This is a genomic window from Mycobacterium interjectum (genome assembly GCF_900078675.2).
Taxonomy (GTDB): Bacteria; Actinomycetota; Actinomycetes; order Mycobacteriales; family Mycobacteriaceae; genus Mycobacterium; species Mycobacterium interjectum.
The window spans coordinates 3,170,892-3,184,131 of the sequence record NZ_LT546237.1; the positions used below are offsets into that span (position 1 = coordinate 3,170,892).

Sequence of the window (13,240 nt, forward strand, 5' to 3'; positions counted from 1 at the left end):
CCGCGTGCATCGGCTGGGCGGGCTGCAGGGCGACGGCCGGGAGGTGTGGCGGCGCCTGCACCGCAAGCCCGGCACGGAACGCGACGACCGCGTCGTGGCCTTGCCGATCGGCGGCCTGCCGCGCGCGGACCTGCTGCGGCTCCTCACGGAGTGCGATCTCATCGTTCCTGCGCTGGGCTATCGCCTTGCCACGCTTCCCATCTACGACGCGCGGGGCGCCCGGGTACCGCTGGCGCGATGCGGCCCGGCGGTCGCGACGGACGCACGGCTGCTGGCCGAAGACGGGACACCGGTCCCGGGCGTGTTCGGCGTCGGGCTGGGCAGCGGGTTCCTGCCGTGGGGAGCGATGGCCGGAGAGGAGTCCTTCACCGGCCAACAGAACAGCCTGTGGCTGTATCAAAACGGGCTCGGCAAATTGCTTTACGACGGCACGCGGCGGCGGGCGCGGCATCTCGCGGACGTCTCAGCCGTCGTGGGCAGCGCCGCCACGGAGGATCGGGAGTCAGATGCTTTGTCGGTTGTGTGATTCGGACCGCCTGATCAGCGTCCTGGATCTCGGCGCCACCCCCCCGTGTGAGAAGTTCCTGGCGGCCGACGAAATCGATCTGGCGGAGCCGACCTTCCCGCTGCACCTGCGGTTGTGTGCGGACTGCCTGCTGCTGCAGATACCGTCGCTGATCACGCCCGAGGACACGTTCACCGAATACGCCTACTTCGCTTCGTATTCGGACAGCTGGGTGCAGCACGCCAAGGACTTCGTCGACGGCGCCATCCGGCGACTCGAGCTCGGATCCGACTCGCGCGTGGTCGAGGTCGCCAGCAATGACGGCTACCTGCTGCAGCACGTCGTCGCGGCGGGCGTCCCGTGCCTGGGTATCGAGCCGTCGGCGAACGTCGGCGCGGCCGCTCGCGAGCGCAATGTCCCCACGGTGACGGCGTTCCTGAACGAGGAGATCGCGGCGAAGGTCCGCAACGAACACGGTCCGGCCGACCTGGTTGTCGCGAACAACGTCTACGCCCACATCCCCGATCTGCGCGGCTTCACCCGCTCCCTGCGGATGTTGATGGACGACGACGGCTGGCTGAGCATCGAGGTGCACCACGCGCTCAACCTGGTGCGGCTCGGGCAGTTCGACACGATCTACCACGAGCACTTCCAGTACTACACGCTGTTTTCGGCGATCTGCGCCCTGGCCACCGCCGGGCTGGCCGTGGTCGACGTGGAGCTGCTGCCCACCCACGGCGGGTCCATCCGCGTCTGGGCCCGGTCGGCGGAGATCGCCGGAAAGCCGACGGAACGGGTGGAGAAGGTGATGCGCCTCGAGGAGGCGGCCGGGCTGCACCACGTCGACGGCTATCTGCAACTGCGCCCGCGGACCGAGGCCATCCGGCACGAGCTGCTGCGCTTTTTGCTGCAGTGCCGCGCCGACGGCAAGCGGGTGGTCGGCTACGGCGCGCCGGGCAAGGGCAACACATTGCTCAACTACTGCGGGATCCGCACCGATCTGCTCGAGTACACCGTGGATCGCAACCCGTACAAGCACGGCCGGTTCACGCCGGGGACCCGGATCCCGATCCACGGACCGGAGCGCATCGCCGTCGACCGCCCGGACGTGGTGGTGGCGTTGCCGTGGAACCTCGAAACGGAGCTGACCGAGCAGCTCGGCTACATCGCCGAGTGGGGCGGCCAGTTGGTCTTCCCGCTTCCGACGCTGCACACCGCAGAAATCGGTAGTGTGCGGCGATGAGCACCTGCCGGGCGTGCGGCGGCACCGACCTTCGCCGGGTCCTCGACCTGGGGACGGTGCCGGCCGGCGACGAGTTTCCCCCGGTCGCCGAGCCCGTGCGCCCGGAGGAGTCGTCCCATCCGCTCGCCATGGACCTGTGCACCGGCTGCGGCCTGGCCCAGCTCGCCCACGACGACACGGTGGCCGCCGAGCCCCGGGGCATCGAGCCGCAGGCGCTGCGTGAGCAGGCGGCCGAGGCAGTGCGGCGCNCACGGCCACTTTGCCTACTACTCGCTGACCGCGCTGGCCGGCCTGCTCGCCGCCGCGGGCATGAGCGTGGCATCGGCGTGGGAGTTCGATCTCTACGGCGGCACCGTGTTGGTCGCCGCCGTACACGGCAGCGCCGAACCCGACGAGCGCGCCGAGGACATCCTGCGGCGGGAGCGGGACTTCGGCATCACCGACCCGGCCATCGTGGGGCGCCTGCAGTGCGCCGCCGAGCAGCACGCCGCCCGGCTGCGCGACTGGCTGCTGGCGCAGGCAACCGACCGCCGCACGGTGTACGGCTACGGCGCGGGGTCGCGCGTGGTCTCGTTGCTCAGCCTCGCGGGCATCGACCGGCGCCTGCTGCGGGCGGTGGCCGACGCGTCGCCGGCGAAGCAGGGACGCAGGATTCCGGGGACCGACGTCGCGATCATCTCACCCGAGCAGCTCGTCGCGGCCGATCCCGACCGCGTCATGCTGACACTGCCGGATCTCTATGAAGAGGTCCGGCGGGCATATCCGCAGCTCGACGGGCGGTGGTCGATCGACCCCGGCGCGGGCGGGAAGCGGCCAGTGCTATGACTTCGATTCGGGTGCTTTGGCTTTCGCCATGGATGCGGCCTTTGGCACGCGTGCAGGCCGAGGCGCTGCGGCGACGGGGAGCCGACGTGTTGCTGGTGACGTCGGATCAGCACCCGGAGTCCGACGCCGCCCGCGACTACGAGCTGGTGCTCGATCCGCGGTTTCGCACCGCCGCGACGTGGCCGGCCAGCCTCGCCGCCTGGCGTCGCGTCCGGGATTACGGGCCGGACGTGGTGATCGCCGAGTTGGTCCGCGATCCGCGCTGGATCGCGCTGGGTTCGGGGGCGCCCCGCGTGCAGCTGGTGCACGACGACAGTCCCCACGACGCCGGCGAACAGCGGCCGGGTTACGAGCGTGCGGTCTTCGATCGGTGGGGCGCCCGCTCGGCGGCGACCGTCACCTACAGCGACTACGTCGCGGACGCGATCATCAGCCGTCGCGACGTGGCCGGCACTCCGGTGCACGTGCTGCCCCTCACCAGCGACCTCGACGTGGCGCTCGTCCCCCCGCCGGTCCGCGCCGAGGGGCGCCGCGACTTCGTGATGGTGGGCCGGCTCAACCCCTACAAGAACATCGACGTCGTGCTGCGCGCCTGGCAATGGCATGTCAGCGGCCAGGCCTGGCGCGGTGACAACCTACTGCTCATCGGCGACGGGCCGATCAGCCTGAGAAATGTCGCGCTGCCACCGCATGCGCGGTGGCTCTCGGGCTCATACCGTTATTCCGACGTCGTCGAGACACTCTCCGCCGCAAAGGGTTCGGTGGCCCACTACCGGCGGGCCTCGCAGAGCGGCGTGCAGGTGCTGTCGATGCAGCTGGGCGTGATGCCGATCGTTTCCGACATCGGGGGACTGCCCGAGTACCAGCCGCCGGGCGGCCCGGTGGTCGGTGTCGACGACGTCGCGGGGCTGACCGCGGCGTTCGATAAGCTGGCGGATCCGGCCGTCGCGGCGCGCAACGGCGCCGAGGCGGCGGGCCATTATGCGCGGCGCTGCTGCGGCGACGCGGCCGCGGACCGCTTACTCAACATCCTCGCCGAGGTGCGGGCCGCGCGCCCGTCGTCCGGCGCGCGTGAACTCGCACGCGCCGGTCGGCGCCGGGAAAGGTTTTAGTTCATGGATTTTCGCACGTTTGTCCGGACGCTGACGGCCCATTGGAAGCTGTTCGTGGGCGCGCTGCTGGCCTGCCTGGCGGGGGCCGCCGCCGTCACCGCGCTCCAGACGAAGAGCTACCAGTCGTCGGCCACCGTCCTCATCTCGTTTTCCGGCGAGACCGACCTGGCCCAGGTCTATTCGGGAACGCAGGCCGCCCAGGAGCGGCTGTCGTCCTATGCGGCGATCGCCGGCGGCCACGCCGTCGCCGAGCGCGCGGTCAGGCAGTTCCACCTGCCCATCGGCGCCGACACGCTGGCCACCGAGACCCATGTGGAGTACACGCCCAAGTCGACGCTCTTCACCATCTCCGTCACCGACACCGATCCGAATCGCGCCGCGGCACTGGCGAAGGCGATGGCCGACACCTTCACCGGGATCGTCGGAACGCTGGGGGTAAATCCGAAAGACCCAGTGGCACTGGTGAACAGCTCACCGCCGCAGGCGCCGCCGCCGCAGGCACCCCCGACCCAGGGCCCGACACAGGTGCCCGCGGCGCCGGNACCCGCCGTCCCGTGATCGCCGGCCTGCTGAAGGTCGACTCCGGGGAGGGGCTGGGCAACGCGCTGTCCGACCCCGACATCGCGACGGAAGCCGTTAAGACGACCACGATCCCGGGGCTTTTCATCCTCGCGGCCCGCGCGGTTCGCCGGGACACGCTGCCCAGCAGCGCCTACCTGCCGGAGGTCCTCGACAAGGTGCTGGCCGACGTGTCGGCCAGCTTCGACCGAACGGTGGTCGACGGCCCACCGGTCCTGGCGACGGCCGACGCCGGGCTGCTGGCCGGGGCGGTGCAAGCCACCGTGCTGGTGGTCCGCGCGGGGCGCACCACCGAGGATGAACTCAGCGATGCTCTTACCGCGCTGCGCGCCGCCGGCGCCGACGTCGTCGGCACCGTGCTGACCGACGCGCGGATACCCCGGCACGCCCGGGCCGCGGCCCGCACCTACCGGACCAAGGTAGGCCGGCCGGCGTGATCCTGTACCTGCGGAGTCGGCACCGCCTGGCGATGTCTGGAGCCGTCCTGGCGTTATTCGCGTTGGGCTGCTTCATCTTCGGCGTGCTGTCGGTGCGCAACACCACCCAAGGGGTGATGTTGATCGGCCTGTCGTTCTGCCTGGTGATCTACTGGACAAGGCCGGCGACGATGATCGGCGTCGCGCTGTTCCTGGCGTTCGCGGCGCTGCCCCAGGGCCTGCACGTCGCCAAGGTGATCGGCCCCGTCTCGATCAACGCCTACCACGTGGCGTTGGTGCTGGCCATCTGCTTCGTGCTGCCGGCCGTGCGGCTGCGCTTCTCCGAGTACCTGTTGCCGGGCATGTTCGCGTTCACCGTGGTGTACTTCGCCGCGGTCGGTTTCGCGACCGGTCATTCCGCGCCAATCATCGTGCGCGAGGCCACCTTTCTGCTCGAGATGGTCGGCGGTTTGGTGCTGGCGCTCGTCATCGTGTACGGCGACTACGTCAAGCTGTCGATCCACGCGATGGTGCTCACCCTGTGGTTTTCGGCGGGCATGGCCATCCTCAGCTCCTCGGGCGGCCTGCGGCTCGCGGGCCGGCTGGAAAGCTTGCAAACCGACACCGGCGACACGGCCAACCGCGTCATCACCGCCACCCTGACGCCGGCGATCGCGGTGCTGGCCGCCCTGGTGGCGGCGCAGATCGTCGGGCGGCTCAAGCCCGTCTGGTACCTCGCGCTGGGCCTGCCCGCGCTGATCATCTCGGTGCTGGCCTTCTCCCGGAACACCCTGATCGCCCTCGGCGTCGCCGCGGCGGTGGCGTTTGCCGCCACGCTGGGGTGGTCGTCCCTGCGGCGGGCGGCCAGGCTAGCCCTCGCCGGGGCGGGCGTCTTGGCGGTGGCGGTGCCGGGCGCGCTGTTCCTGCTGCAGCATTCGATGGCCGGCGATTGGCTGAGCGATCAGATCACCGGATTCAGTCACCGGGTGCTCGGCGGCGTCTCGAGCAACGCGCTCGCGGCGGACTCCTCGACGCTGGCGAGGCTGGCCGAGGACGCCAAGCTCAACCGTGCCATCGCCGGGGCGCCGGTGTTCGGCCACGGGCTGGGCTACGCCTATCAGGAGCCGTTCGGCAACGACCCGGACGAGTTCACCAACACGCTGGGCACCACCTACTCCCACAACTTCTACCTGTGGTGGCTGGCCAAATCGGGTGCCATCGGCATGGCCGCGTTCGCGGCGTTCGCGCTCACGCCGCTGGTCGCCGCGCTGCGCAGCGCGTCGGCGCCGGCGAAGGCCGGCGCGGCGGTCTCCGCCGGTCTGCTGGTGATGTGCGTCGTCGACCCGCTACCCGAAGATCCGGCCAACGCCATGACGCTGGGGATGGCGCTGGGAGCGGNCGTCACGTCGAGGAGTACGCGGCCCGGCTGCGGTTGCCCGAGGGCCGGATCAGCGTGCTGCACAACGCCGTCAAAATCCCGGAAACCGCCGTGGCGCATTCGGGCGTCAACGAGCTGCATGCGGTGGCACTGGGCCGGACGGGAACGCGCAAGGGCAGCTACGACATCGTCTCGGCCGTGGGGGCGCTCGACGAGGCCGTTCGCCGGCGCCTGCGTGTGACCCTGGCCGGCGACGGCGAGGTCGAAGGCGTGCGCGCCGCCGTGGCGGCGGCCGGCCTCGGCGACACGATCCAGGTGGTCGGCTGGCTGGATGCGGCGGCGCGCGACGAACTACTCTGCGCCGCACACGTTTTCCTGCTGCCCAGCCGCGACGAGGGCCTGCCCATGGCGCTGCTGGAGGCCATGGCGTACGGCTTGGCACCGGTGACCACAACGGTCGGCAGCATCGGCGAGGTGGTGAGCGACGGGGTCACCGGCGTTGTCGTGCAACCGGGTTCGCCGGATCAGATCGCCGGCGCGCTGACCGCGCTCGTCACCGACGACCGGCTGCGCGAGCGGCTGGGCACCGCCGCGCGCGCCCGAGCCGGCGATTTCGGGCTGCAGCGCTGGTACGACTCGCTGGCCCGGCTGTGGACCGGCCTGGCGGGCGCGGATGCGCCGGGGTGCGAGACCTCGCTGAGGTCACTGCCCGTTCGCTGAAATCGTGGAGTCCCGCGGGATGTCCAGCGTGGCAATCGGATACAGGCCGGCGCCATCACGGCCGTCGCGGGCCAACGCCATCGGCGCGTAGTTCACCACGTGCGATGCGCCGGGCTTGTGCTGCTGCCAGTCCACGGACGCGCGCAGCGTGTAGTGGCCCGGCGCCAGGCCGTTCAGGTCGATGCGCACCGTCTCCGTTGTCGACGCCGGAACCGCCTCCTCGCGTGCGGAGCTGCTGTCGTCGCTGACCAACGTCTTGAGGTTGACCGTCGCCGGCAGGCTGCGAACCACCGCTCCCGAGAAGTCCACCAGCTTGTACCCGGGTGCCCACTGCTCGGTGGCGACCGCCGCGCCGTAGTTGGTCCAGGCGACCGAGATGGTTGCCGCCTTGCCCTGAAGCGATTGGGAGCCCGGGCGTCCTTCGACCGAATACCGGTAGCCCGCCGAGGTATTGGCCTGAGCCCACAGCAAAAACAGGCCGGGGTCCATCGCCGACCTGGACTCGCGGTCCGCGAAGTTGACGCTCGACGTCATCGACACGTGGTACCTGACGACGTCGTGCAGGCCCTTCTCGTAGTAGGACCGGGGGTCGGTGCCGTTGGGTAGCTGGCACCACTCGGTGATCACCGGGGCCGACGCCATCCGCTGCTTGATCGCGTTGACGACGGCGTCGTTGCTGCGCACGTATTGCGATTCGCTCGATTCGGCCCACGCCGGCAACGGCGCTTGGACGCCAAGGCAATCCGATCGGATGCCCACCGGCGCCGAGAGTTTCTTGGTCACGTCGTCGGCGAGGAGCTCGCGCACGATCTCGGGATTCTGCGGCGTGACCACCAATTGCGTGTGCGGGAAAGCGTTGACGTTGGCCGCGACCAGCTGCCGGATCGAGTCGATGGTGATGCTCTGATCGCGAAACTGGCTGTAATACCCCAGCATCGCCTTGCTCTCGTCGGGCGCGGGACCGGGCGCGCCCAACACGTCACGCAGGTACGCGATGTGGTTCTCGCTGAAATCCCCGTACCCGGAGAACTCGAACACGCTGAGTCGCTCGTCCCCGTCGTAACGGCGGCCCAGCGCGGCGAGCAGCTGCCCGAACGCGTTCAGGTAGTTGGGGTCGTTCCAGCGCGGCACCACCTGGGTCACCCCGGGCGTCGGGCTGTTCGCCGGCGCGGGGTACGGGGTGGACGCCGACCGCATCCAGTCGGGGATCGCGATGTTGGTGTTGTCGGGATAGGAGTCGTTGCAGCAGGAGTTGTAGGCGTACACGCGCAGGGTCAGCCGCATGTTGCGGTTCTGTAGCTTGCCCAGCGCGTCGTCGATCGCGCTGAAGTCGAACTTGCGGTCGTCGGGGGCATCGGGCGGCAGGGTCCGCGGGTCGGTGGGCTGCAACTGCCGCCACGAGATGCGCATGCTGGCGTCATAGGACGCCGGCCACGCCGGGTACCGCTGCTGCGCCGGATTGCCTTGCGGGAACAAAGGAATCAACAAGTCCTCGTACTGGCCGCGCAGCGGGTTGGCGATCTCCTGAACAGTGGGCGGAATGGCCGGAAAGACCATCGCGGACAGCGGCCCCGGATTGGAATGCCCGCCGCACCCGTTCAGCAGCAGCGCCGTGCACGCGATGACTGCGGCAAGGGCCCTTTTACCCCGTTTATTCGACGAACGAAACATGTGGGCTAGATCGCGCCTAACGACAGCGCCTCGCGGTCGGCGAGGAACGGCATCGGCATCCAGCGCGCGGCCAGCAGCGCTTCCATCGCGTTGCCCGGCACGGGCCGGGACAGCAGGAAGCCCTGCGCGCGGTGGCAGCCGTGTTGCATCAATGTCAGTGCGGCGGCGGGTGTCTCGACTCCCTCGGCGACCAGTTGCAGCCCGAACGCCTCGGCCAACCCGATGATCGCCCGGACGATGGCCAGATCGCCGGCGTTGGTGCCCAGGTCGCGCACGAAGCCGGTGTCGATCTTGAGCATGTCGACCGGCAGCGACTTCAGGTGCGACAGAACCGCATAGCCGGTGCCGAAGTCGTCGATGGCGATCTGGACGCCGACCTCCTTGAGCTCGTGCAACGTCTTGCGGGTGGTTTCGATGTCATGCACGACGGCCCGCTCGGTGATCTCCAGACAGACCGATCCGCCGTCGATGCCGAACTCCTCGATGGTGTCGGCGACGCTGCGAACGAAGCCCCGGGTGATCAGCTGGATGGGCGAGACGTTGATGCGCAGGACGGCGCTCTGCCCGACGCCGTTGGCCCGCCACCGGCTGAATTCGGCGCACGCGCTGCGCATCACCCACCGGCCCAGTTCGCCGGCCAGGTTGGTCGATTCGGCCACCCCGATGAACGAATCCGGCAGCAGCAGGCCCCAAATCGGGTGCCGCCAGCGGACCAGCGCCTCGGCGGCCACGATGGCGCCGGTCCACAGGTCGACCTCGGGCAGGTAATGCAACAGCAGCGCTTCGCTGTCGATGTCGCCCTGCAGATGCAGCTCGATGTCGTTGCGGAAGGCGCTTTTCAGCGACATGTCGTCGGTGGACAGCGCAACCTGGTTGCCGCCCCCGCGCTTGGCCGTCAGCACGGCCTCATCCGCCCGGCGCAACAGGTCGGTGCTGTTGTCACGACCCGGCATGCCCACCGCCAGCCCGATGCTCACGGTGCGGGTGATCATGTGGCCGCCGATCGCCAGGCGCTCGCGCAGCATGGTCCCCAGGCGGCGCGCGAACGACTCCGCGGTCCCGGTCGACATCGCCTGGTCCGGGATGACGACGAACTCGTCGCCGCCCAGTCGGGCGATCATCGCCTGGCTGCCCGCGCACACCCGAATGCGTTGGGCGAAAACCCGGATGAACCAGTCGCCCGCGGTATGGCCGAGGTAGTCGTTGATCGGCTTGAGCCGGTCCAGGTCGAGGTACAAAACCGCGACGGGCCCCGGGCTTCCCGGCGCGAGCCGTTCGGTCAGGTGCGCGACCAACGCCCGCCGGTTGTACAGGCCGGTCAAATCGTCGTGCTCGGCGAGGTAGCGCAGCTTTTCCTCCGCGGCGATGCGGGCCTGCAGCTGCGCGAACAGCGCGGCGACCGCTTCCAGCGTGTTGATCTCTTCCTGCTTCCACTTCCGGGCGCCGTTCTTGACGAAGCCGAGTACCCCGGTGGTGGTGTCGCCCGAGACCAGCGGTGCGGCGGCCACCGAGGGCGACGCCGGTTGCTTGGCGCCTGCCCGGCGGCCGAACGCGCGGTTGTTGTGCTCCGGGCGGATCACGACCGGCTTCCGCCCGTGCTCGCACTGGGCGAGCACCGGGTCGGCGCTGGTGAAGTGGACGACGGCCAGCGGATCCGGGTCCGGAACGTCGGTGCGCGGCGGCCACTCCGCCACCAACACCGAGGCGCGGATGTCGTGGTCGTGGTGGCGCAGGAAGCCGGCGTCCAGATCGAACTGCCCGACGAGCTGCGCGAGCACCTTTTGACTCACCTGGGTCGCAGTGGATCCGGTGGCCTCCATCAGCTGCGTGGCGACGGAGGTGACGACGAGATCCAGGCTGCGCGGCAAGGACTCCTCCGATCGGGCACGTGTCCCAGCTGGGCTTGGCCTTTTCAGGGGCCCAATCAAGGGGTTTTTCGCGGTGGCAGTATTCGGCCCGGGGCAGGTCACGAATTGCTGCGAAGCGTATCATGTGCGACCCGGCTCAGCCCCGGTCAAGCCTGGCCCCCAACGAGGATGGGAAACCCGCGAATGTCCGTCGCACGCTCGGCGAAACGTCGGCTCGCGCCGGCGGCAAAGACCTTGGCGCCACGGCTGTTCTGGCGTCGCAAATTCCGCATCCTGCGACGGCTGGGCGAATCCCGCCCGGACGTGCAACTGGTTGCGTCCCTGTGCGATCCCGCCCGCGTCTCGCTGGACATCGGGGCCGACGTCGGCGAATTCACCATCGCGATGCTGCCGTCGTCGCGCTCGGTGATCGCGTTCGAACCCCGGCCGGCTCAGGCCCGCGAGCTGGCGGCGATGTTCGACGCGGTGGGCGCCGCGGTTCGGGTGGAAGCCGTGGCGCTGTCGGACCAGCCCGGCGTGACCACCATGCGCGTGGTCGAATCCGACCCGGGCCGCAGCACGATCGACACGGGCAACGCCCTCGGCGACGCGGACGGGAGCGCGGTCTGCAGCATCGACGTACCGGTCATGCGGCTTGACGATTTGGGCCTCGATGACGTCGGAATGATCAAGATCGACGTCGAGGGCCACGAACTGGCCGTGTTGCGCGGCGCCACGGGCACCCTCACCCGCAACCGGCCGGCGGTCCTGGTCGAAGCCGAGGAACGCCATCACCCCAACGCCGTCGCCGCGATCACCGAATTGCTGACGGGACTCGGCTACCAGGGCTACTTCGACGGCGGCGACGGCCGGCGGCCCGTCGAAGAGTTCGACGCGGCCACCCACCAGGACCCGGCGAACATCGGTGGCAGGGAGGACGGCTGGGCGGCCCAGGGCGTCTACGTCAACAATTTCGTCTTCGTCCCGAAGGGCGAGTGAGGCAGCTCACAGTCGCGCCGCACCTGTCACGCCCGGCCGGGCTCCGGTGTCTCAAGGGCAAGAGTCCCGTGAGAGTAGGAGTCAGACATGACCGAGCCGGCCGCCCCAAGCACCCACGTCGTCGTCGTCGGCGGCGGATACGCCGGAACCCTGGCCGCCAACCACCTGCGCCAGCGCGCCGGCGTCGACATCACCCTGATCAACCCGCGTCCGGTCTTCGTGGAGCGGATCCGCCTGCACCAGTTGGTCGCCGACACCAGTGCCGCGATCGCCGACTACGAGACCCTGCTGGGTGAGGGCATCGCGCTGATCGTCGACGCCGTCGACCGCATCATGCCCGCCGACCGGCGGGTGGTGCTCGGCTCGGGGGCCGACCTGGACTACGACTACCTGATCTACGCCGTCGGCAGCACCGGTGCGCGGCCGTCGGCGGTGCCCGGGGTGGCCCAGTTCGCCCACTCGGTCGCCGACCTGGACAGCGCGCAGCGGCTGCGCTACGTGCTGGCCGACCTGCCGCTGGCCGCACCGATCACCGTCGTCGGCGGCGGGCTGACCGGCATCGAGACGGCGTCCGAGCTGGCCGAGCTGGGACGCCCGGTGACCCTGGTGTGCGGCGGCGTGCTCGGTCCATCGCTGAGCAGGCGGGGCCGGCGTTCGGTGGCCAAGCAACTGCGTCGCCTCGAGGTCAACGTGCTCGAATCCGTTTCCGCCGCCGAGGTGCGCTGGGACGCGGTGGTGCTCACCACCGGCGCCGTGCTGCCCAGCGCGGCGACGGTGTGGACCGCGGGGTTCACCGTGCCGGACCTGGCCGCGCGCAGCGGGCTGAGCACCGACGCGGTGGGCCGGTTGCTCACCGACGAGACGCTGACCAGCATCGACGACATCCGCATCGTCGCCGCCGGGGACGCGGCCGCGCCGTCGGGCCAGCCGCTGCGGATGAGCTGCCAGGCCGCCGGGCCGTTGGGCGCCCAGGCCGCCAACACCGTGCTGCGCCGCATCGCCGGAGAAACCCCGGCGCTGCTGAACCAGGCGTTCACGGGTCAGTGCATCAGCCTGGGGCGCTCGCACGGGACCGTTCAACTCGCCCGCAAAGACGACACCCCGGTGGAGCTGTACCTCGGCGGCCGGTTCGCGGCCTCGGTGAAGGAAACGGTGTGCAAGGGCACGCTCTGGGCCATCCGCCGCGAGGCCGCCAAGCCGGGCTCGTACTTCTGGTTCAAGGGGGGTAGGCGGCTCGCACAGTCGCCGGCCGACGAGCGGGTCGCGTTGCCGTGACGGCCGGGTCCGAGCACGCCGACCGGTTCACGCTGCTGCGGCCGTTGCTGTTCACGATCGGCTACGAGATCCTCGGCTCGGCAACCGAGGCGGACGACGTACTGCAGGACAGCTACCTGCGGTGGGCGGCCGTGGACTTGTCGACCGTGCGCGACACCAAGTCCTACCTGGCCCAGCTGGTCACCCGGCAGGCGCTCAACGCGCTGCGCGCCGACGCGCGCCGCCGCGAGGAGTATGTGGGGCCGTGGCTGCCCGAGCCGCTGCTGCTCGACGACCAGGACCCCTCCGCCGATGTCGTTCTGGCGGAATCGGTTTCGATGGCGATGCTGGTTTTGCTGGAAACCCTGAGCCCCGACGAGCGGGCGGTGTTCGTGCTGCGCGAGGTGTTCGGTTTCGACTACGGCGAGATCGCCGAGGCGGTCGGCAAACCGGCGCCGACCGTGCGTCAGGTGGCGCACCGCGCGCGCGAACACGTGCGGGCGCGACGGAAACGGTTCGACGCGGTCGACCCCGAACGCAACGCCGAGATCACCGCCCAGTTCCTGTCCTCGGCGGCCAGCGGTGACGTGGAAGCGCTGATGTCGCTGCTCGCCCCCGACGCCACCTGGACGGCCGACAGCGGCGGCATCGTCAGCGCCGCCCGCAGGCCGGTGGTCGGCGCCGACCGGGT

The 13,240-nt window shown here is 70.0% G+C and carries 12 protein-coding genes and 1 pseudogene; 11 read left to right on the top strand and 2 right to left on the bottom strand.

Annotation, left to right across the window (positions count from 1 at the left end):
• From BN4348_RS60115 to BN4348_RS49600, 8 genes and pseudogenes are all read left to right on the top strand, one after another.
• Positions 1-526 (top strand): hypothetical protein (locus BN4348_RS60115; RefSeq protein WP_211145749.1); only part of this gene is annotated, 526 nt, incomplete at its 5' end.
• Positions 507-1,748 (top strand): class I SAM-dependent methyltransferase, encoded by a 1,242-nt coding sequence (locus BN4348_RS60120; protein ID WP_066915363.1) that lies wholly within the window; start codon positions 507-509, stop codon positions 1,746-1,748. The genes BN4348_RS60115 and BN4348_RS60120, both read left to right, overlap by 20 nt.
• Positions 1,745-2,573 (top strand): annotated as a pseudogene (locus BN4348_RS49580) (class I SAM-dependent methyltransferase). Before BN4348_RS60120 ends, BN4348_RS49580 begins: the two are co-directional and overlap by 4 nt.
• Entirely contained in the window at positions 2,570-3,685 is a 1,116-nt protein-coding gene (locus tag BN4348_RS49585; RefSeq protein ID WP_066915369.1) for a glycosyltransferase family 4 protein, read from the top strand. The pseudogene BN4348_RS49580 and the gene BN4348_RS49585 overlap by 4 nt, the downstream one beginning before the upstream one ends.
• A 3-nt stretch (positions 3,686-3,688) precedes the next feature.
• Positions 3,689-4,243: a YveK family protein gene (locus tag BN4348_RS61770; protein WP_066915371.1), complete on the top strand. Its 555-nt coding sequence runs from the start codon at positions 3,689-3,691 to the stop codon at positions 4,241-4,243.
• On the top strand, positions 4,240-4,701 hold the full coding sequence (locus BN4348_RS61775; RefSeq protein ID WP_066915373.1) for a P-loop NTPase family protein: 462 nt from the start codon (positions 4,240-4,242) through the stop codon (positions 4,699-4,701). The genes BN4348_RS61770 and BN4348_RS61775 overlap by 4 nt, the downstream gene beginning before the upstream one ends.
• A gap of 536 nt (positions 4,702-5,237) precedes the next feature.
• Complete coding sequence (locus BN4348_RS49595; RefSeq protein ID WP_456238209.1) at positions 5,238-6,299, top strand: O-antigen ligase family protein; 1,062 nt, start codon at positions 5,238-5,240, stop codon at positions 6,297-6,299.
• Complete coding sequence (locus BN4348_RS49600) at positions 6,257-6,778, top strand: glycosyltransferase family 4 protein (protein WP_235852791.1); 522 nt, start codon at positions 6,257-6,259, stop codon at positions 6,776-6,778. The genes BN4348_RS49595 and BN4348_RS49600 overlap by 43 nt, the downstream gene beginning before the upstream one ends.
• On the opposite strand, the gene BN4348_RS49605 is transcribed toward BN4348_RS49600, so the two are convergent.
• On the bottom strand, positions 6,761-8,449 hold the full coding sequence (locus tag BN4348_RS49605; protein ID WP_066915375.1) for a hypothetical protein: 1,689 nt from the start codon (positions 8,447-8,449) through the stop codon (positions 6,761-6,763). The genes BN4348_RS49600 and BN4348_RS49605 overlap by 18 nt on opposite strands.
• A 5-nt stretch (positions 8,450-8,454) precedes the next feature.
• Positions 8,455-10,317: a sensor domain-containing phosphodiesterase gene (locus BN4348_RS49610; protein WP_066915377.1), complete on the bottom strand. Its 1,863-nt coding sequence runs from the start codon at positions 10,315-10,317 to the stop codon at positions 8,455-8,457.
• Between the two features lie 183 nt (positions 10,318-10,500).
• Between BN4348_RS49610 and BN4348_RS49615 the strand changes: the two genes are divergently transcribed.
• From BN4348_RS49615 to BN4348_RS60125, 3 genes are all read left to right on the top strand, one after another.
• Positions 10,501-11,295, top strand: a complete 795-nt coding sequence (locus BN4348_RS49615) for an FkbM family methyltransferase (protein WP_066915379.1) — start codon at positions 10,501-10,503, stop codon at positions 11,293-11,295.
• A gap of 87 nt (positions 11,296-11,382) precedes the next feature.
• On the top strand, positions 11,383-12,570 hold the full coding sequence (locus BN4348_RS49620) for an NAD(P)/FAD-dependent oxidoreductase (RefSeq protein ID WP_066915381.1): 1,188 nt from the start codon (positions 11,383-11,385) through the stop codon (positions 12,568-12,570).
• On the top strand, positions 12,567-13,240 hold a 674-nt coding region (locus tag BN4348_RS60125; RefSeq protein ID WP_066915383.1), incomplete at its 3' end, for a sigma-70 family RNA polymerase sigma factor. The genes BN4348_RS49620 and BN4348_RS60125, both read left to right, overlap by 4 nt.

Excerpts from the sequence above, each read along its gene's own strand:
- BN4348_RS49620 (WP_066915381.1), top strand. The coding sequence starts at position 11,383 with ATGACCGAGCCGGCCGCCCCAAGCACCCACGTCGTCGTCGTCGGCGGC.
- BN4348_RS49605 (WP_066915375.1), bottom strand. The coding sequence starts at position 8,449 with ATGTTTCGTTCGTCGAATAAACGGGGTAAAAGGGCCCTTGCCGCAGTC.
- BN4348_RS49585 (WP_066915369.1), top strand. The coding sequence starts at position 2,570 with ATGACTTCGATTCGGGTGCTTTGGCTTTCGCCATGGATGCGGCCTTTG.
- BN4348_RS49615 (WP_066915379.1), top strand. The coding sequence starts at position 10,501 with ATGTCCGTCGCACGCTCGGCGAAACGTCGGCTCGCGCCGGCGGCAAAG.
- BN4348_RS60120 (WP_066915363.1), top strand. The coding sequence starts at position 507 with ATGCTTTGTCGGTTGTGTGATTCGGACCGCCTGATCAGCGTCCTGGAT.